The sequence below is a fragment of the Streptomyces xingningensis genome (assembly GCF_054957865.1).
In genome coordinates, this window is sequence record NZ_JBDJPF010000006.1 from 74,397 (window position 1) to 91,396 (window position 17,000).

Annotated in this window: 20 protein-coding genes; 11 read left to right on the forward strand and 9 right to left on the reverse strand. The window is 71.9% G+C overall.

The window, feature by feature from the left end:
* Nucleotides 1-2: 2 nt before the first annotated feature.
* On the reverse strand, nucleotides 3-674 hold the full coding sequence (locus tag ABCR83_RS05240; RefSeq protein ID WP_462693593.1) for a pirin family protein: 672 nt from the start codon (nucleotides 672-674) through the stop codon (nucleotides 3-5).
* Between the two features lie 90 nt (nucleotides 675-764).
* On the opposite strand from ABCR83_RS05240, the gene ABCR83_RS05245 reads away from it, so the two are divergent.
* The 5 genes from ABCR83_RS05245 to fabF all read left to right on the forward strand — a co-directional run bounded on the left by ABCR83_RS05245 (nucleotide 765) and on the right by fabF (nucleotide 5,693).
* Nucleotides 765-1,940, forward strand: coding sequence for a PucR family transcriptional regulator (locus ABCR83_RS05245; RefSeq protein ID WP_462693594.1), 1,176 nt, complete (start codon nucleotides 765-767; stop codon nucleotides 1,938-1,940).
* A 98-nt stretch (nucleotides 1,941-2,038) separates the two neighbouring features.
* On the forward strand, nucleotides 2,039-2,992 hold the full coding sequence (locus ABCR83_RS05250; RefSeq protein WP_462693595.1) for an ACP S-malonyltransferase: 954 nt from the start codon (nucleotides 2,039-2,041) through the stop codon (nucleotides 2,990-2,992).
* Between the two features lie 13 nt (nucleotides 2,993-3,005).
* Complete coding sequence (locus ABCR83_RS05255) at nucleotides 3,006-4,010, forward strand: beta-ketoacyl-ACP synthase 3 (protein WP_462693596.1); 1,005 nt, start codon at nucleotides 3,006-3,008, stop codon at nucleotides 4,008-4,010.
* Between the two features lie 104 nt (nucleotides 4,011-4,114).
* Nucleotides 4,115-4,363, forward strand: coding sequence for an acyl carrier protein (locus ABCR83_RS05260; RefSeq protein WP_462693597.1), 249 nt, complete (start codon nucleotides 4,115-4,117; stop codon nucleotides 4,361-4,363).
* 67 nt (nucleotides 4,364-4,430) lie between these two features.
* Nucleotides 4,431-5,693, forward strand: coding sequence for a beta-ketoacyl-ACP synthase II (gene fabF, locus ABCR83_RS05265; protein WP_462693598.1), 1,263 nt, complete (start codon nucleotides 4,431-4,433; stop codon nucleotides 5,691-5,693).
* A 70-nt stretch (nucleotides 5,694-5,763) separates the two neighbouring features.
* Here the strand turns inward: fabF and ABCR83_RS05270 are convergent, their stop codons facing one another.
* Both ABCR83_RS05270 and ABCR83_RS05275 read right to left on the reverse strand, forming a co-directional pair.
* Nucleotides 5,764-6,645, reverse strand: a complete 882-nt coding sequence (locus tag ABCR83_RS05270; protein ID WP_462693599.1) for an NAD(P)-dependent oxidoreductase — start codon at nucleotides 6,643-6,645, stop codon at nucleotides 5,764-5,766.
* A 46-nt stretch (nucleotides 6,646-6,691) separates the two neighbouring features.
* Nucleotides 6,692-7,186 (reverse strand): DUF3145 domain-containing protein, encoded by a 495-nt coding sequence (locus ABCR83_RS05275; RefSeq protein WP_462693600.1) that lies wholly within the window; start codon nucleotides 7,184-7,186, stop codon nucleotides 6,692-6,694.
* Nucleotides 7,187-7,505: 319 nt separating this feature from the next.
* Between ABCR83_RS05275 and ABCR83_RS05280 the strand changes: the two genes are divergently transcribed.
* The gene (locus tag ABCR83_RS05280) at nucleotides 7,506-8,378 is read left to right on the forward strand and encodes an SGNH/GDSL hydrolase family protein (protein ID WP_462693601.1); all 873 of its coding nucleotides are present in this window, start codon (nucleotides 7,506-7,508) and stop codon (nucleotides 8,376-8,378) included.
* Nucleotides 8,379-8,468: 90 nt separating this feature from the next.
* On the opposite strand, the gene ABCR83_RS05285 is transcribed toward ABCR83_RS05280, so the two are convergent.
* The 3 genes from ABCR83_RS05285 to ABCR83_RS05295 all read right to left on the reverse strand — a co-directional run bounded on the left by ABCR83_RS05285 (nucleotide 8,469) and on the right by ABCR83_RS05295 (nucleotide 10,901).
* The gene (locus tag ABCR83_RS05285; protein ID WP_462693602.1) at nucleotides 8,469-9,254 is read right to left on the reverse strand and encodes an MgtC/SapB family protein; all 786 of its coding nucleotides are present in this window, start codon (nucleotides 9,252-9,254) and stop codon (nucleotides 8,469-8,471) included.
* Between the two features lie 160 nt (nucleotides 9,255-9,414).
* Nucleotides 9,415-9,843, reverse strand: coding sequence for an organic hydroperoxide resistance protein (locus ABCR83_RS05290; RefSeq protein ID WP_462693603.1), 429 nt, complete (start codon nucleotides 9,841-9,843; stop codon nucleotides 9,415-9,417).
* A gap of 38 nt (nucleotides 9,844-9,881) precedes the next feature.
* The gene (locus ABCR83_RS05295) at nucleotides 9,882-10,901 is read right to left on the reverse strand and encodes an NADP-dependent oxidoreductase (RefSeq protein WP_462693677.1); all 1,020 of its coding nucleotides are present in this window, start codon (nucleotides 10,899-10,901) and stop codon (nucleotides 9,882-9,884) included.
* Between the two features lie 102 nt (nucleotides 10,902-11,003).
* Here ABCR83_RS05295 and ABCR83_RS05300 point away from each other — a divergent pair, with 102 nt between their 5' ends.
* A complete protein-coding gene (locus ABCR83_RS05300; protein ID WP_462693604.1) occupies nucleotides 11,004-11,429 on the forward strand; it encodes a MarR family winged helix-turn-helix transcriptional regulator in 426 nt (141 codons plus the stop codon).
* Nucleotides 11,430-11,577: 148 nt separating this feature from the next.
* A complete protein-coding gene (locus tag ABCR83_RS05305; RefSeq protein WP_462693605.1) occupies nucleotides 11,578-12,153 on the forward strand; it encodes a sortase domain-containing protein in 576 nt (191 codons plus the stop codon).
* 4 nt (nucleotides 12,154-12,157) lie between these two features.
* Here ABCR83_RS05305 and ABCR83_RS05310 read toward each other — a convergent pair whose 3' ends face one another.
* The 3 genes from ABCR83_RS05310 to trxA all read right to left on the reverse strand — a co-directional run bounded on the left by ABCR83_RS05310 (nucleotide 12,158) and on the right by trxA (nucleotide 13,638).
* Nucleotides 12,158-12,583: an OsmC family protein gene (locus ABCR83_RS05310; protein WP_462693606.1), complete on the reverse strand. Its 426-nt coding sequence runs from the start codon at nucleotides 12,581-12,583 to the stop codon at nucleotides 12,158-12,160.
* Nucleotides 12,584-12,674: 91 nt separating this feature from the next.
* Nucleotides 12,675-13,271: a histidine phosphatase family protein gene (locus ABCR83_RS05315; protein WP_462693607.1), complete on the reverse strand. Its 597-nt coding sequence runs from the start codon at nucleotides 13,269-13,271 to the stop codon at nucleotides 12,675-12,677.
* On the reverse strand, nucleotides 13,264-13,638 hold the full coding sequence (gene trxA, locus ABCR83_RS05320) for a thioredoxin (protein ID WP_462693608.1): 375 nt from the start codon (nucleotides 13,636-13,638) through the stop codon (nucleotides 13,264-13,266). Before trxA ends, ABCR83_RS05315 begins: the two co-directional genes overlap by 8 nt.
* A 180-nt stretch (nucleotides 13,639-13,818) precedes the next feature.
* Between trxA and ABCR83_RS05325 the strand changes: the two genes are divergently transcribed.
* From ABCR83_RS05325 to ABCR83_RS05335, 3 genes are all read left to right on the forward strand, one after another.
* On the forward strand, nucleotides 13,819-14,823 hold the full coding sequence (locus ABCR83_RS05325) for a DUF1259 domain-containing protein (RefSeq protein WP_462693609.1): 1,005 nt from the start codon (nucleotides 13,819-13,821) through the stop codon (nucleotides 14,821-14,823).
* A 160-nt stretch (nucleotides 14,824-14,983) separates the two neighbouring features.
* Nucleotides 14,984-16,426: an MFS transporter gene (locus ABCR83_RS05330; protein WP_462693610.1), complete on the forward strand. Its 1,443-nt coding sequence runs from the start codon at nucleotides 14,984-14,986 to the stop codon at nucleotides 16,424-16,426.
* A gap of 67 nt (nucleotides 16,427-16,493) precedes the next feature.
* Complete coding sequence (locus tag ABCR83_RS05335; protein ID WP_462693611.1) at nucleotides 16,494-17,000, forward strand: MarR family winged helix-turn-helix transcriptional regulator; 507 nt, start codon at nucleotides 16,494-16,496, stop codon at nucleotides 16,998-17,000.

Sequence of the window (17,000 nt, forward strand, 5' to 3'; positions counted from 1 at the left end):
CCTCACGGAAAGTGCGGCTCCGCGTGCATCTCCCACACCAGCAGCTCCGCGTCGTCGACCGCCTCGGCCTCGACGTCCATCGCATCGAGCTCCCGGGCCGCGTCCCCCTCCCGCAGCACTTCCCCGCCCAGCCGCACCGCGCCCCGCACCACATGTACGTACAGCCAGGGCGCACCCGGCAGGGCGACCCGCGCGCCCCGCTCCGGCCGGCGCACATGCAGCACCGCCTCGGCTCCGGACAGCGGACAGCAGGCGCCGTCCCCGACGCCCCGCACCACCTCGTAGGACGGCGGCCCGCCGAAGTCCGAGGGGGTCAGCCACATCTGGACGAACCGCAGCGGGGCCTCGCCCGCGTTGCGCTCCGTGTGCCGCACGCCGGAGCCCGCGCTCAGCCGCTGCACATCGCCGGGGCGCACCACGGCGACCCGGCCGGTGGAGTCCTCGTGCGTGAGCTCGCCCTCGACCACCCAGGTGACGATCTCCACATCCCGGTGCGGATGCTCGGCGAACCCCGCGCCCGGCGCCAGCCGTTCCTCGTTGCAGGCCGCGAGCGGTCCGAACCGCACATTGTCCGGGTCGTAGAAGCCGGAGAAGGAGAACGCGTGCCAGGTCTCGATCCCGGCCGCCGGGTCACCGCCGCGAAAGCGCCGCGCGGCGCGCTGCACGTACGTCACCGGCCCACGGTAGCCCGCCCTCCCCCACAGACCTGAACGGTCGTGGGGGGACCCCCACCGTGCCGCACTCGGATAGGGCAGGCTTGTCCCGTGCCTGAACCCGTCGCTCACACCCCGCACCCGCACAGCGCCACCCTGCGCAACCTGGAGAAGTCGTCCGGGACGCTGGCTGCCGCCGCCATCGCCCGGATGGATGCCCAGCTGCCGTGGTACAGGGCGATGCCACCGGAGAACCGGTCCTGGATCGGCCTGGTGGCGCAGGCCGGTATCGCGGCCTTCACCGAGTGGTTCCGGCATCCGGAGACGCCCCAGGCGATCAGTACGGACGTCTTCGGGACGGCGCCCCGCGAGCTGACCCGGGCGATCACCCTGCGCCAGACCGTGGAGATGGTGCGCACCACGATCGAGGTGATGGAGTCCGCGATCGACGAGGTGGCGGCGCCCGGCGACGAGTCGGCGCTGCGCGAGGCGCTGCTGGTCTACGCCCGGGAGATCGCCTTCGCCACCGCCCAGGTCTATGCGCAGGCGGCCGAGGCGCGCGGCGCATGGGATGCCCGGCTGGAGTCGCTGGTCGTCAATGCGGTGCTGTCGGGCGAGGCCGACGAGGGGGCGCTGTCCCGGGCGGCCGCGCTGGGCTGGAACTCGCCCTCGCATGTGTGCGTGGTGCTGGGCACGGCGCCGAACGGGGACAGTGAGCTGACGGTCGAGGCCATCCGGCGGGCCTCCCGGCACGCCAAGCTCCAGGTGCTGACGGGGGTGCTCGGCAGCCGGCTGGTGGTCATCGCGGGCGGGTCGGAGAGTCCGCTGCAGGCCGCGAAGGCGCTGATCGGCCCGTTCGCCGCCGGTCCGGTGGTGGCCGGTCCGGTGGTTCCCGACCTGCTGGCGGCCACGCGCTCCGCGCAGTCCGCGGCCGCCGGGCTCAAGGCCTGCTCGGCCTGGCCGGACGCCCCCCGGCCGGTGCTGGCCGACGATCTCCTGCCGGAACGCGCGATGGCCGGAGATCCGGTGGCCCGTCAGCAACTGGTGGAGGAGATCTACAGACCGCTGGAGGAAGCGGGCTCCGCCCTGCTGGAGACGCTGAGTGTGTATTTGGAGCAGGCGAGCAGCCTGGAGGGGGCGGCGCGGATGTTGTTCGTCCACCCCAACACCGTGCGATACCGCCTCCGACGTGTGACGGACGTCACCGGCTGGTCGCCCTCCGATGTGCGCTCCGCCTTCACGCTGCGAATCGCACTGATTCTCGGGCGTCTGGCCGAGGCCGGGTGACCGACGTAGGCTTTTGTAGAACGTAAACAATTCCCCTGACGGTTCTTCGTCCCTGTCCCCACGGGTGGGCGAACCCGTCCACGAGAGAGAGTGTGAGGGTGCTCGTACTCGTCGCCCCCGGCCAGGGCGCTCAGACGCCCGGCTTCCTGACCCCCTGGCTCGACCTTCCCGGCGCCCAGGACCGCCTGCGGGAGTGGTCCGACGCCATCGACCTGGATCTCGTCCACTACGGCACCAAGGCCGATGCCGACGAGATCCGCGACACCGCCGTGGCCCAGCCGCTGCTGGTCGCGTCCGCCCTGCTCTCGGCACGGCAGCTGTTCCCCGCCACCGAGGACTTCTCCCGCCTGGTGGGTGCCGCCGCCGGTCACAGCGTCGGCGAGCTCGCCGCCGCCGCCCTCACCGGGGTGCTCACCGAGCGGGACGCCCTGGAGCTGGTGCGCAGGCGCGGGCTGGCCATGGCGGAGGCCGCGGCCGTCACCGAGACGGGCATGTCGGCGCTGCTCGGCGGAGATCCGGAGATCGTCCTGCCGCACCTGGAGAAGCTCGGCCTGACCCCGGCGAACGTCAATGGCGCCGGCCAGGTGGTGGCCGCGGGCACCACCGAGCAGCTGGCGGCGCTGGCCGCGGACAAGCCGGAGGGCACCCGCAAGGTCGTCGCGCTGAAGGTGGCGGGCGCGTTCCACACCCGCCACATGGCCCCGGCCGTGGCGGCCCTGGAGGCCGCGGCCGCCGAGGTGGTCCCCGCCGACCCGCACACCCGCTATGTCTCCAACCGGGACGGCCGGGTCGTCGCCTCCGGCAGGGAGGTCGTGACGCGGCTGGTCGGCCAGGTCGCCAACCCGGTCCGCTGGGACCTGTGCATGGAGACCTTCAAGGAGCTGGGTGTCACGGCGCTGATCGAGGCCGCCCCCGGCGGCACCCTGACGGGGCTGGCCAAGCGCGCCCTGCCCGGGGTGAAGACGCTCGCCCTGAAGACCCCGGCCGACCTCGACGCCGCCCGTGAGCTGATCGCCGAGCACACCCTGGATGCCGATTCCGCGGCCGCGTAAGGAGCCCGAGATCATGACTGCGAAGATCAAGCCCGGCAAGAGTGCCCCCTACGCGCGCATCATGGGCGTGGGAGGCTACCGGCCGACCCGGGTGGTGCCCAACGAGGAGATCCTCAAGCGCATCGATTCCTCCGACGAGTGGATCCGCTCCCGCTCGGGCATCGCCACCCGGCACTGGGCGGGCCCCGACGAGACCGTGGCCACCATGTCCGTCGAGGCGGCGGGCAAGGCGATCGCGGATGCCGGGATCGCTCCCGAGGAGGTCGGTGCCGTGCTCGTCGCGACGGTGTCGCACTTCAAGCAGACCCCGGCCATCGCGACCGAGATCGCCCACCGGATCGGCGCGGGCCGGCCGGCCGCCTTCGACATCTCCGCCGGCTGCGCGGGCTTCGGCTACGGCCTGACCCTCGCCAAGGGCATGGTGACCGCGGGCTCCGCGGAGTACGTCCTGGTCGTCGGGGTCGAGCGGCTCTCGGACCTGACGGACCTCGACGACCGTTCCACCGCCTTCCTGTTCGGCGACGGCGCGGGCGCCGTGGTCGTCGGCCCCGCCAAGGAGCCGGCCATCGGCCCCACCGTGTGGGGTTCGGAGGGCGACAAGTCCGAGGTCATCAAGCAGACCGTGCCCTGGGACATGTACCGCGAGGAGACCGAGGTACGCTTCCCCGCCATCACCCAGGAGGGCCAGGCGGTCTTCCGCTGGGCCGTCTTCGAGATGGCGAAGGTCGCCCAGCAGGCGCTGGACGAGGCCGGGGTCGCCGCCGCGGACCTGGATGTGTTTATCCCGCACCAGGCGAACCTGCGCATCATCGACTCGATGGTCAAGACGCTCAAGCTGCCGGAGAATGTCGTCGTCGCCCGCGATGTGGAGACCACGGGCAACACCTCCGCGGCCTCCATTCCGCTGGCCATGGAGCGGCTCCTGGCGACCGGAGCGGCGAAGAGCGGGGACACCGCGCTCCTCATCGGCTTCGGGGCGGGTCTCGTGTACGCCGCGACGGTCGTTACCCTCCCCTAGGCGGGAATCCGTACGGTCCGGCGTCGTCCGGCCGCCGTGCGGGGCCTCACCGCACCAGCAGTTCACTTACCGCAGTTCCACCGCAATATCGAAGGAGCGCCGCAATGGCCGCCACGCAGGAAGAGATCGTCGAGGGTCTCGCCGAGATCGTCAACGAGATCGCAGGCATCCCCGTCGAGGACGTCAAGCTGGACAAGTCCTTCACCGATGACCTGGACGTCGACTCGCTGTCCATGGTCGAGGTGGTCGTCGCCGCCGAGGAGCGCTTCGACGTGAAGATCCCGGACGAGGACGTCAAGAACCTCAAGACCGTCGGCGACGCCGCCGGCTACATCCTGAAGCACCAGGACTGATCGCAACGCTTGTCGCCACCCATGCGGTGGCGGTTCCAGCACCTCTACACGTGGAGACAGAATCCCTGTGAACTCGACCAATCGCACCGTGGTCGTCACCGGTATCGGCGCAACCACACCGCTGGGTGGCGACAGCGCAACAACCTGGGAAGGGCTGCTCGCCGGGCGTTCCGGTGTACGGCCGCTGGAGGGTGAACGGTTCGCCGACCTCCCGGTCCGGATCGCCGCGGTCGCGGCGGTGGACCCGGGGGACGTGCTGCCCCGCCCGCTGACCCGCAAGCTGGACCGGTCGGCGCAGCTCGCGCTGATCGCGGCCCGTGAGGCCTGGGCCGACGCGGGGTACACCGCCAAGGCCGGCGAGGACACCACGGTCGCCCCCGAGCGGCTGGGCACCGTCATCGCCTCCGGCATCGGCGGCGTGACCACCCTGCTCGACCAGTACGACGTGCTCCGGGAGAAGGGCGCCCGCCGCGTCTCCCCGCACACCGTGCCGATGCTGATGCCCAACAGCCCGGCCGCCAACGTGGGCCTGGAGGTGGGCGCCCAGGCGGGCGTACACACCCCGGTGAGCGCCTGTGCGTCCGGCGCCGAGGCGATCGGCTACGCCGTCGAGATGATCCGCACCGGCCGGGCCGATGTGGTCGTCGCGGGCGGCACCGAGGCGGCCATCCACCCGCTGCCCGTCGCGGCGTTCGCCAGCATGATGGCGATGTCCAAGAACAACGACGAGCCGCAGCAGGCCTCCCGGCCGTATGACAAGGCCCGGGACGGCTTCGTCCTGGGCGAGGGCTCCGGCGTCGTCGTCCTGGAGTCCGCCGAGCACGCCGCCCGGCGCGGGGCCCGGGTCTACTGCGAGGTGCTGGGCCAGGGCCTGTCCGCGGACAGCCACCACATCGCGCAGCCGGAGCCCACCGGCCGCGGCATCGCCGCCGCGCTGCAGAACCTGCTGGACTCCAGCGACCTCAAGCCCTCGGAGGTCGTGCACCTCAACGCGCACGCCACCTCCACCCCGCAGGGCGACCTCGCGGAGATCAAGGCGTTGCGCAGGGTGCTGGGCGATGAGCTCGACCATGTGGCGATCTCCGCCACCAAGTCGATGACGGGCCATCTGCTCGGCGGTGCGGGCGGCATCGAGACCGTCGCCACCGTGCTCGCCCTGTACCACCGGCTGGCGCCGCCGACCATCAACATCGACGAGCTGGACGAGGAGATCGACGCGGACATCGTCCGCGGCGAGGCCCGTCCGCTCCCGCAGGGCACCATCGCCGCGGTCAACAACTCCTTCGGCTTCGGCGGCCACAACGTGGTGCTGGCCCTGCGCACTGTCTGACCGTACGTCAACTCGCTGGCCCGCCCGGTCACTTGGTGACCGGGCGGGCCAGCGAAGCATCAACTTCCCATCAACTTCCGTCGAAGCTGGCGAAGTACGAGGCGGCCATGTCCTCGCCCCCGTGCCCCTGCTCGACGGCCCGCCGGAACCGCTCCGCGCCCGCCGCCGCGACATCGAGCCGTACCCCGGCCCGTTCGCCCGCCGCGACGATCAGCCGGGCGTCCTTCTCGGCGGTGGTGGTCGCGAAGCTGGGCGGGGTGAGGGTCTTGTTCAGCAGCACCCCGGCCTTGGCCCGCAGATAGCCCATGTCCAGCGGGCCGCCCGCGACGGCCTCGAGGAAGTGCCCGGGATCCACGCCCAGCCCGTCGGCCAGCGCCAGCGCCTCCGCCGTGCCGTGCGTGACGGCGAGCACCCAGCTGTTGACGACCAGCTTGAGCCGGGTGGCCGCGCCGGCGGCCCCGTCCTCGCCGGCCCAGAGGGTGCGGGAGCCGATCGCGTCGAAGACCGGGGCGAGCCGGGCCCGGACCGCCTCCGGGCCCGCGGCCAGCACCGTGAGGCCGCCCTGCTCGGCGGGCTGTTTGCTGCCCAGCACCGGGGCGTCGACCAGCAGCAGGTCGTGCTCGCGGGCGAAGGCGGCGAACCCGTCGAGCCCGTCGAGGCCCGCGGTCGTCGACTGGATCCACACCGTCCCGGGCGCCAGCGCGGCGGCGGCCTCGCGCAGCACGCCGAGCACGGTGGGTCCGTCGTACAGCATGGTCAGGATGGTGTCGGCGCCCCGTACGGCGTCGGCCGGGGTGTCCGCGATGTGCACTCCGTCGGCGGCGAGCGGCTCGGCCTTCTCGCGGCTGCGGTTCCAGGCCCGTACGGCCAGGCCGGCGCGGGCGAGGTTGCGGGCCATGGGGGCGCCCATGATGCCGGTGCCGAGTACGGCTACGGAAAGGGTGTCGGTCATGGCGCAAACGGTAGGTACTCGAGCCTTCTCGAAGTCAAGTCCGCGCTCAGACCACCTGGTGGAGCCACCGGACGGGCGCGCCCTCGCCCGCGTGGCGGAAGGGCTCCAGCTCGTCGTCCCAGGGCTTGCCGAGCAGCTTGGCGACCTCTGCCGCAAGGTCCGTCTCGCCCCTCGCCGCCCGGCCGAGCGCCGCCCGCAGCCGGTCCTCGGGGATGAGGATGTCGCCGTGCATGCCGGTGACCGCGTGGAAGATGCCCAGTTCGGGCGTGGAGCTGTAGCGCTCGCCCTCGGCGGTGGCACAGGGCTCGGCGGTCACCTCGAAGCGCAGCAGGTGCCAGCCGCGCAGCGCGGAGGCGAGCTTGGAGGCGGTGCCGGCCTGGCCCTGCCAGGAGAATTCGGACCGCCAGGTGCCGGAGGCGGCAGGCTGCCGGATCCAGTCGAGGGCGACGCGCACGCCCAGTACGCTCGCCACGGCCCATTCGACGTGCGGGCACAGCGCGCGCGGCGCGGAGTGCACATACAGAACTCCACGTGTCGTCACCGGGACCTCCAGTGCGGTTCGAGGGTCGCCTTCCCCAGCGGCCTCGCACCTGTGCCGGTCCCGCCTGGGACAGCTTCCGACATTCTGCCCCAATGGCCACTCCCGCACCAGCGAGCGAGGTGACCAACAGTAAACACCATCGGGGGCAAATCTCCCGAAAAGGGACAGGAACTGATGTCTTGTGATGCGGCGGTACGGAGTGCGAACGCTGCCCGGGCCGGCTCGGCCCGCCCCGGGGAAAAGCTATCGTGCACCGAGGTCCGCGCAGTGACGTACCGTCGGTCCCGGACAGATATCACCCGGCCGGAGGGGGAAGTCCATGCGCACCAGCAGGGGGCGGCGGTACTGGGCCGCCCGGGCCACGGTGGCGGCGCTCTCGGCGACGCTGCTGCTCGCGGGCTGCGACGACCGTACGGACGGAGCGAAGGGGGCCACCGCGCCGAAGGCGGTCCCCAAGCCCGCCTGGAACACCCACCCGCGGTCGATGGCCTCCCTCGGCGACTCCATCACCCGTGGCTTCAACGCCTGTTCCGTGCTCTCCGACTGTCCGGAGGTCTCCTGGGCCACCGGCACCAAGGTGAACAGCCTGGCCGCCCGGCTGCTGCCGTCCCCCGGGGGCAACAGCTGGAACCACGCCGAGACCGGCGCCCGGATGGCGGACCTGCCGGGCCAGATGCGCTCGGCGATCGCGGACCGGCCGCAGCTGGTGACCGTGCTTCTCGGGGCCAACGACGCCTGCCGCACCGAGGTGGCCGACATGACGCCGGTGAGCAGCTACCGCGCCGACTTCGAACGGTCCCTCAAGGAGCTCCGCCGGGCGCTGCCGAAGACCCAGGTGTATGTGGCGAGCGTGCCGGACCTCAAACGGCTGTGGTCGGAGGGGAGCAAGAACTCCCTGAACCGGCAGGTGTGGAAGCTGGGGATCTGCCCGTCCATGCTGCGGGACGCCGAGGCGCAGGACGCGGCCGCGCAGGACCGGCGCGAGCGGGTGGACCGGCGGGTCGGCGAGTACAACGCGGCCCTGAAGGAGGTCTGCGGGCGGGACGCGCTGTGCCGCTATGACGGCGGCTCGGTGCACGGGTACGGCTTCACCGGCGAGCAGTTGAGCCGCTGGGACTGGTTCCACCCCAACAAGAAGGGCCAGCGGGAGCTGGCCGAGCTGGCCTACCGGCGGATCACCGCGGAGCGGTAGCGCGGCGGGGCAGGGGTGCGGCCCGTCAGGTCGCCCCACCCCTGCCTGCCCTGCACGGTAGCCGATGAACGCGCCTTTCCCATAAGCGAGTTACTCCGTGCTGTCCCGGTGTGCGCTCAGCCCCACGCCGAGGATGCCGTCCCAGTCGGTCAGCTCCTCGACGAGCGGGTGCGCGGATGCCCTGCCCTCCAGGCTCAGCACCACATCGGCCTCCTTGGCCTTTCCCTTCTCCTGGGCCTCGGACTCGATGTGCACGCCCGTCACCCGGAAGCCGCGCTGGGTGCACAGCTCCAGCACCCGCCCCAGCAGCCCCCGGCGGGTGCGGTAGGACAGTCTCAGCTCGACCCGTCCGACGGCCGGCGCCGGCACCAGCCGCCGGGCCATGTGCGGGAAGCCCCGCACCACCAGGACGTGCACCACGGTCGCGGCGGCGCCCAGCAGCGGCAGCCCGCCGCCGCAGGCCATGCCGACCGCGCAGGTCAGCCAGATGGTCGCCGCCGTGGTCAGGCCGCGTACCGCGTCCCGGCGGACGAAGATCAGGCCGCCGCCGATGAAGCCGATGCCCGAGACGATCTGCGCGGCCACCCGGGAGGGGTCCAGATCGGTGCCGGGCTGTCCGACCACGGCGCCGAAGCCGTGCATCGAGACCTCCATGAACAGCGCGCTGCCCACCCCGACCAGGGTGTGGGTGCGCAGCCCCGCGCTCTTCTGCCGCCACTCGCGCTCCAGGCCGATGAGCGAGGAGAACAGCAGGGCGAGGCCCAACTCGGTGAACTGCCGGATGTCTTGGCCGCTTCTCAGGCCGAACAGCGGTGGCGGAGCGGGAAACGCGGCGGGTATGAGGTGCTGCGCTGAGGTGAACCCGGCTATGACCATATCGCCATTGTGGCCGGAATTCGCCTTCCTACAAAGGGGCTTGACGGCGTTCTACCGTTATTCCAATACCGGTGGTTTCATTCCGTCCCATGAGAATCGCCAAGCTCGCACCGGGCCTGCGGGGCGCCGCCCTCCCTGCTCACGGTGGCCGCGGACACCCTCAGGCCACGTTCAGGGTGACCTCGATGTTGCCACGGGTCGCGTGGGAGTACGGGCACACCTGGTGGGCCTTCTCCAGCAGCGCGCGGGCGGTCGCCTCGTCGACGTTGGGGATCCGGGCCGAGAGGGCGACCTTCAGGCCGAAGCCGCCGCCCGGGATCTTGCCGATGCCGATCTCGGCGGTCACCGTCGAGCCGGAGATGTCGGCCTTCTCCTGGCGGGCGACCACGCCCAGCGCGCCCTGGAAGCAGGCGCTGTAACCGGCCGCGAACAGCTGCTCGGGGTTGGTGCCCGCACCGCTGCCGCCCAGCTCCTTGGGCGGGTTGACGACGACGTCGAGCTTGCCGTCGTCGCTGGCGACGCGGCCGTCACGGCCGTTCTCGGCGGTGGCGACGGCGGTGTAGAGGACATCCACGGACTGGATGGACATGGTGGTTCTCCTGTTTCCGGGGGGGTATTTCCAGGAAGTCAGTCGCCGAGGCTGACGATCATCTTGCCGGTGTTGTCGCCGCGCAGCAGCCCGAGGAAGGCCTCCACGGCGTTCTCGATGCCGTGCACCACGGTCTCGTCGTACTTCAGCTCGCCGGAGCGGATCCAGCCGCCGACCTCCTCGGCGAACCGCGGGAACAGCGCCTGGTGGTCGGTGACGAGCATGCCCTGCAGACGCAGCCGCTTGCCGATGGCGAGGGCCAGGTTGCGCGGGCCGGGCGTCGGCTCGGTGGCGTTGTACTGGGCGATCGCGCCGCACAGGGTGACGCGGCCGTGCAGCTTGAGGGCGGCGATGGCCGCCTCCAGGTGTTCGCCGCCGACGTTGTCGAAGTAGACGTCGATGCCGTCGGGCGCGGCCTCGGCCAGCTGCTCGGCGACCGGGCCGTCCTTGTAGTTGAAGGCGGCGTGGAAGCCGTATTCCTCGACCAGGCGCCGCACCTTCTCGTCGGAGCCCGCGCTGCCGATGACCCGGGACGCGCCCTTGAGCCTGGCGATCTGGCCGACCTGGCTGCCGACCGCGCCCGCGGCGCCGGAGACGAAGACGGCGTCGCCCTCGCGGAAGGAGGCGACCTCGAGCAGGCCCGCATAGGCGGTCAGGCCCGGCATGCCGAGCGCGCCGAGGTAGGCGGAGAGCGGCACGGCGCCGGCGTCGGCCCTGGTCGCGTGCCGGGCGTCGAAGACGGCGAACTCCCGCCAGCCGAAGTCGTGCAGGACGTGGTCGCCGGCCGCGAAGCCCTCGGCCCGGGAGGCGAGGACCTCGCCGATCGCGCCGCCGGTCATCGGCCGGTCGAGCTGGAAGGGCGGGACATATGAATGGGTGTCGTTCATCCGGCCCCGCATATAGGGGTCGACCGACATATGGAGGTTGCGGACCAGGATCTGCCCCTCGCCGGGCTCGGCCACGGGGTTGTCGCGCAGCGCGAAGTCCTCGGGCCTGGGCCAGCCGTGCGGGCGGGCGACAAGGTGCCAGGCGCGGCCGGTGGCGGGCGTTGCGGACATTGTGGACATAAGGACACGACCTCCTCAATAATGCTTCATTACCTGAAACAACCATGCTCTTCGATATTTCACGTTGTCAAGCAACGGGGTATCCTGTTTCCCATGGCGCCCCGTACCGATCCCCTGACCCTGGAAGTGGTCGAGCTCGTCGCCACCGTGGTGGCGCGCTACCACGAGGAGTACGAGCAGGCCGCGGACCGGCACTCCCTCACCGGCGCCCAGGCCCGCCTGCTGGCACTGCTCTCCCGCGAGCCGCTGCCCATGCGGCGGATCGCCGAGCGGCTGAAGTGCGAGCCGTCCAATGTCACCGGCATCGTCGACCGCCTGGAGGCCCGTGGCCTGGTCGAACGCCGCCCCGATCCGGACGACCGCCGGGTCAAGCTGGCCGCCGTCACCGCGGCGGGCCGGGAGACGGCCGAGCGGCTGCGGGAGGAGCTGAAGTTCGCCCGCGAACCCCTGGCCCGCCTCTCGCACGCGGAGCGCACCTCGCTGCGCGACCTGCTCCAGCGCATGCTCGGCGACCTCTGACGCCCGGCCGGCCCCGGGCGGGACCAGTCCCGCATCAGCCGGGGACTCGTCCTTTGGACGGAGGCACCATGGCCGTTTACCCGAGGCGGGAGCACGCCCCCGGTTCGTACCGTGAACGCAGTCGTGCCCGATCCCCGGACGGATACCCATGCCCCGCAAGCACTCCCTCGCCCTCGCCCTGGCGGCCCCGGTGCTGGCACTGGCCGTACTGACCGGCTGCTCACTGGGCGAGACCGACACCTCCCGGACCATCACCACCCCGGCCTCCGCCGATGAACCGCAGCGGGTCCGCATCCCCTCCATCGGGGTGGACAGCCCGCTGATCCGCCTGAGCCTGAACAAGGGCAGGACCGTGCAGACGCCGCCGCCCGAGAAGGGCGGCACCGCCGGCTGGTACACCGGCAGCGCCCTCCCCGGCACCACCGGCACCGCCGTGATCATCGGGTACCGTGCCGCCCCGGACGGCGAGGCCGTCTTCCACGATCTGCACAAGGCCGGCCGGGGCACCGTGATCGACATCGAGCGCGGCGACGGCAAGGTGCTGCACTTCACCGTGACCGGCACCGAGACCGGCACCGAGACCGTCAACAAGGCCGCCTTCCCGGGCCGGGAGACCGGTGACGGCACCGGGCAGAAGGCCCTGCGCCTGATCACCTGTGCGGGCGGCCCGGGCGACAACGGCCATCCGGTGCAGAACCTCATCGTCCACGCGACGCTGCGCTGAGCGCTCAGGCGAGTTCGGCGGCCAGCGTGATCGTCGTGCCCGCCAGCGCCTGGCTGACCGGGCAGTTCTTCTTGGCGTCCTCGGCGGCCGAGGCGAAGCCCTCCTCGTTCAGGCCGGGCACCTCGCCCCGGACCGTGAGGTGGATCCCGGTGATGCCCTCACCCGGCTGAAAGGTGACCTCGGCCTTGGTCACCAGCCGGGTCGGCGGCGTCCCGGCACCGGTCAGCCCATGGGACAGCGCCATGGAGAAGCAGCTGGAGTGGGCGGCCGCGATCAACTCCTCCGGGCTGGTCCTGCCATTGGCCTGCTCGGCGCGCGACGGCCAGTTGACCGGGAACTCCCCGATGCCGGACGAGTCGAAGGTGACGACGCCGCTGCCCTTCAGCAGCTCACCCTCCCAAACCGTGTGCGCAATGCGGTTGGTGGCCACGATGGTCCTCCCAGAAGGCGGTCGGTACAAAGATCGATCGGATGTTCAGATCATCCGTTTCCGTCCCCGGCCGGTCCTGCTCCGACACGCCCTACGGCACCGTGTTCCAGGCCACCAGCGCCGGACGGTCGTGCTCCGTGCCGATGCGGCTCACCGTGCCGGTGTCCAGGCGGAAGAGCGCGCCCGCCGAGGGCGGCAGCCCGAGCCTACGAGCCGTCAGCACTCGCAGGAAGTGCGCATGGGCCACCAGCACCACATCGCCGGCCTCCGGGTCCCGCAGCCAGGGCCCGATTCGGGCCAGCACCCGGTCGGCCCGCGCCCCGACCTCCGCGGGCGTCTCCCCGGGGTGCGCCGCGGGCCCCGGCGCCACCCCGTCGTCGAAGAGGAACCAGTCCGGCCGGCTGCGGTGGATCTCGGCGGTGGTGATGCCCTCATACCCGCCGTAGTCCCATTCCCGCAGGTCGTCGTCGGTCTTGGGATCGGGCAGCCCGGCCAGCTCGGCGGTCCGTACCGCACGGGCCAGCGGACTGGTCAGCACCGCCCCGTACCGCCGCCCGGCGAGCGCCGGGCGCAGCGCCGCGGCCTGCCGCCGGCCGCGCTCGGTCAGCGGCACATCGGTCCAGCCGGTGTGCCGCCCCGTCCTGCTCCACTCGGTCTCGCCGTGCCGGACCAGCAGCAGTTCACTCACCGTGGGCTCCGGCCTGGGCGACGGACGCTCGTACCTCGTCCATGTCGAGGGCCCGGGCCTGGCCGATGACGTCCTCCAGCGCGGTCTCGGGCAGCGCGCCGGGCTGGGCGAACACCGCGATGTTGTCCCGCACGATCATCAGGGTCGGGATCGACCGGATCTCGAAGGCCGCGGCCAGCTCGGGCTGCGCCTCGGTGTCGACCTTGCCGAACACCAGGTCGTCATGGCGCTCGGCGGCCGCCTCGTAGACCGGTGCGAACTGCCGGCACGGCCCGCACCAGGCGGCCCAGAAGTCGATGAGCACAAACCCGCTGCCCGAAACGATCTCGTCGAAGTTGTCCTTGGTGAGCTCCACGGTGCTGCTCATGCGCGCCTACCCGCTTCCGGTTGTCGTCCAGTGTGGCTCAGGAGCGGAAACCCGGGCGTGCGACGCCGTATTCCGGACGTTCCGGGACGGGTACCGGCAGGCCACCCGATGGCCTACACACACCTCCCGGCCGAGCCAATGTGACCGTGGTTACATGACCATCGATGGAGGTGATCTTGTATGACCGGTGACAGACAACCGGATACCGAACCACGTACGACCACCTCGCGACGGCGCGTGCTGACCGCCGCCGCGCTGACCCCGGTGCTGGCCGGTGCCGGGATGGCGGACTTCCACCACTCCCCGCATCCACCCGCCCCGGACGAACTCATCAAACCGGTGCACACCACCGAGTCCGACTGGACGGACGTCGGAGAGGTGTTGCGCGGCAAGGGACGGATCGCCGGGAACACGGTCTACCGGATCGGATTCCCCCGCCGGGACCTGAAGGTGTCCTCCTATGGAGTCGCCCTCGACCCCAATCTGGGGATCGGCTCGTATATCTCCTTCATCCGCTACGCCGACGACCAGACGATGCTGATGGGCGACATGGCTGTCACGGACGGCGAGTTGCAGCGGGTGACCGATGCCGTGCACGCCCACGGGCTCAGCCAGACCGCGATCCACAAGCACCTGCTCTCCCACGAGCCCAACATCTGGTGGACCCACATCCATGGCATCGGCCCCGACCCCGCGGTCCTGGCCCGGGGACTTCGGGCGGTCCTGCGGGCCACCGCCACCCCGGCCTGGTCCGAACTCAAGCGGCACGAAGTGGACTTGGACACCGAGAGCATCACCGACGCCTTCGGCGGCATCCGGGGCGGCACCGAAGGCAAGATCTACAAGGTCACCTTCGCCCGCCGCGAGACCATCACGGAACACGGCCGGGTGCTCCCCAAGGGGTCGGGAGCCACCACGGCCCTCGCCTTCCAGGCCCTCGGCAATGGACGGGCCGCGGCCAACGGCGACTTCGTGCTGCTGGCCGAGGAGGTGCAGCACGTCATCAAGGCGCTCCGGCGCGGCGGCATCAAGGTCGTCTCCCTGCACAGCCACTTCCTGAGGGAGGAACCCCGGCTGTTCTACCTGCACTTCTGGGGCGTCGACGACGGGGTACGGCTCGCCAGGGCGCTGTCCGCCGCCGTGGACCACACCAATGTGACACCGTCGGGGGCGTCGGACCTCTGAGGGGTCCGGCCTCCTCCTCTTCCCCTGCCCGTCACCCATCGGTGGGCGAATATTTCTGTTACCGATGTAGCCTGGAAAAGGTGACCGGGAGCCATCGGAAAAGCCCTGGTGAACGGCGCTCCGACGGGCCGTGGCACACCGCGGGCGGGGAAGGGGAGCCATGCCCCATGAGGTGACACCGCCCCCGGTCCGCGGCCACCGCTCCTGGGCCGCTCCGCTGACCCGTGAGCGCGCCAGACCCCAGCGCATACGAGAGCGCCCGCACGCCTGGCGGCTGGCGGTGGCCACGGTGTGCCTGGGCGCGTTCATGGGCCAACTGGACGCGAGCGTCGTGACCTTGACCTACGGCAGCCTGCGCACCGAGTTCGGCGCCTCGCTCGCCGCCGTCGAATGGGTCTCGCTCGGCTATCTGCTCACCCTGGTCGCCCTGCTGGTGCCGGCCGGCCAGCTGTCGGACGCGCACGGGCGCAAACTCCTCTACCTCTACGGCTTCCTGGTCTTCACCCTCGCCTCGGCGGCCTGCGGACTGGCCCCCACCCTCGCCGCGCTGATCGGATTCCGGCTGGTGCAGGCGACCGGCGCGGCCATGCTGCAGGCCAACAGCGTCGCCCTGGTGGCCACCAGCGCACCGCGCGGCAAGCTGCGCACCGCCCTCGGCATCCAGGCCGCCGCCCAGGCACTCGGGCTCGCGCTCGGCCCCACCATCGGCGGCGCCCTGGTGGCGACGCTCGGCTGGCGCTGGGTGTTCGCCATCAATGTGCCCATAGGGGTGGTCGCGCTGATCGCCGGTCAGTACCTGCTGCCCCGCACCCGCAGCCGCAACCACGCCGGGGGGTTCGACTGGCCGGGCCTGGCCCTGCTGGCCACCGCGACGACCGCCCTGCTGCTCGGGATGTCCGCGGCCTCCGGACTCCCCGTCCCCACCTGGGCGGTGCTCACCCTGTTCGCCCTCGCCGCGGTGGCGGGCCGGGGCTTCAACGCACGCCAGCGCCGGGCCCGCCGACCGCTCATCGACCTCGCGGTGCTGCGCCACAGATCCGTCCGCACCGGGCTGGCCGGGGCGTTGGGCGGCTATCTGGTGCTGTTCGGCCCGCTGGTGCTGGTGCCCATCGCCCTCACCTCGGCCGGCCACTCCGAGCTGTCGGCCGGACTGGTGCTCACGGCCCTGCCGTTCGGCTTTGCGCTCGGCGCGACCGGCGCGGACAAGGTACTGCCACGAGCCCTGACCGACGCCCGGCGCTGCCTGCTGGGCGCGGCCCTGTGCACCGCGGCACTGGCCGCCATGTGCGTACTCCCGCTGTCCATCGGCCCGTTGACCCCGCTGCTCGCCCTGATCGGCCTGGGCCTGGGCATCTTCACCCCGGCCAACAACGCCCTGATCATGGGCGCCATCCCGGCCAGGTCCTCGGGCACCGGTGGCGGGCTGGTCAACATGGCCCGGGGCCTGGGCACCGCGCTCGGGGTCGCGCTGGTCGCACTCACCCTCCACCTCTGGGCGCCGGACGGCGAACAGCAGGCCGTCTACGTCCTGTTGGCGGCCGCCGTCCTCACCGGCGCCACCGTCCGGCCGGGCCCTCGCCACCCGCCGGAAGCCGGCTCATGACCGGCCGCCAACCCCCTGGCCCCGGCCGACTCGGCCACCCCCGCCCGCCAATGGACGGAGTCCCGTCATGCCGCCACACCCCCGCCCGGAATCCCCGGCGCCACCGCCCCGCCCCGTGACCGGCACGGACGCCCGCCTGCTCACGGAGGCCGTCACCCGCCTGCGCCGTGCCCTGCGCACCTCCATCCGCACCGACTACCCCTGGGAGCAACTGCCCATCGCCCAGGTCGAACTCCTGCAGGCCCTCGCCGAGCACTCCCCGGCCCGCATCGGCGACCTCGCCGCCCGGCAGCGCCTGGCCACCAGCACGGTCAGCGGCCTCATCGGCCGGCTGATGACCGTCGGCCTGGTCGCCCGCGCCACCGACCCCGACGACCGCCGGGCCTCGGCCGTCACCCTCACCGACACCGGCGACACGCAGCTCGCCGCCTGGACCCACGCCCACGAGCGCCGCCTCGGCACCGCCCTCGGCTCCCTCTCCGCCGAGGACCGCACCGCCCTCCGCGCCGCGCTCCCCGCACTCCTGCGGATCGCGGAACTGCTGGAGGAAGGAGGAGCCTCCTCGTTCGGGTGA

Coding starts and splice junctions, on each gene's coding strand:
- ABCR83_RS05300 (WP_462693604.1), top strand. CDS start 11,004: ATGGCGCCCCGTACCGATCCCCTGACCCTGGAAGTGGTCGAGCTCGTC.
- ABCR83_RS05295 (WP_462693677.1), bottom strand. CDS start 10,901: ATGTCCGCAACGCCCGCCACCGGCCGCGCCTGGCACCTTGTCGCCCGC.
- ABCR83_RS05285 (WP_462693602.1), bottom strand. CDS start 9,254: ATGGTCATAGCCGGGTTCACCTCAGCGCAGCACCTCATACCCGCCGCG.
- ABCR83_RS05280 (WP_462693601.1), top strand. CDS start 7,506: ATGCGCACCAGCAGGGGGCGGCGGTACTGGGCCGCCCGGGCCACGGTG.
- ABCR83_RS05325 (WP_462693609.1), top strand. CDS start 13,819: ATGACCGGTGACAGACAACCGGATACCGAACCACGTACGACCACCTCG.
- ABCR83_RS05290 (WP_462693603.1), bottom strand. CDS start 9,843: ATGTCCATCCAGTCCGTGGATGTCCTCTACACCGCCGTCGCCACCGCC.
- ABCR83_RS05335 (WP_462693611.1), top strand. CDS start 16,494: ATGCCGCCACACCCCCGCCCGGAATCCCCGGCGCCACCGCCCCGCCCC.
- ABCR83_RS05255 (WP_462693596.1), top strand. CDS start 3,006: ATGACTGCGAAGATCAAGCCCGGCAAGAGTGCCCCCTACGCGCGCATC.
- ABCR83_RS05330 (WP_462693610.1), top strand. CDS start 14,984: ATGCCCCATGAGGTGACACCGCCCCCGGTCCGCGGCCACCGCTCCTGG.
- ABCR83_RS05305 (WP_462693605.1), top strand. CDS start 11,578: ATGCCCCGCAAGCACTCCCTCGCCCTCGCCCTGGCGGCCCCGGTGCTG.
- ABCR83_RS05260 (WP_462693597.1), top strand. CDS start 4,115: ATGGCCGCCACGCAGGAAGAGATCGTCGAGGGTCTCGCCGAGATCGTC.
- ABCR83_RS05270 (WP_462693599.1), bottom strand. CDS start 6,645: ATGACCGACACCCTTTCCGTAGCCGTACTCGGCACCGGCATCATGGGC.
- trxA (WP_462693608.1), bottom strand. CDS start 13,638: ATGAGCAGCACCGTGGAGCTCACCAAGGACAACTTCGACGAGATCGTT.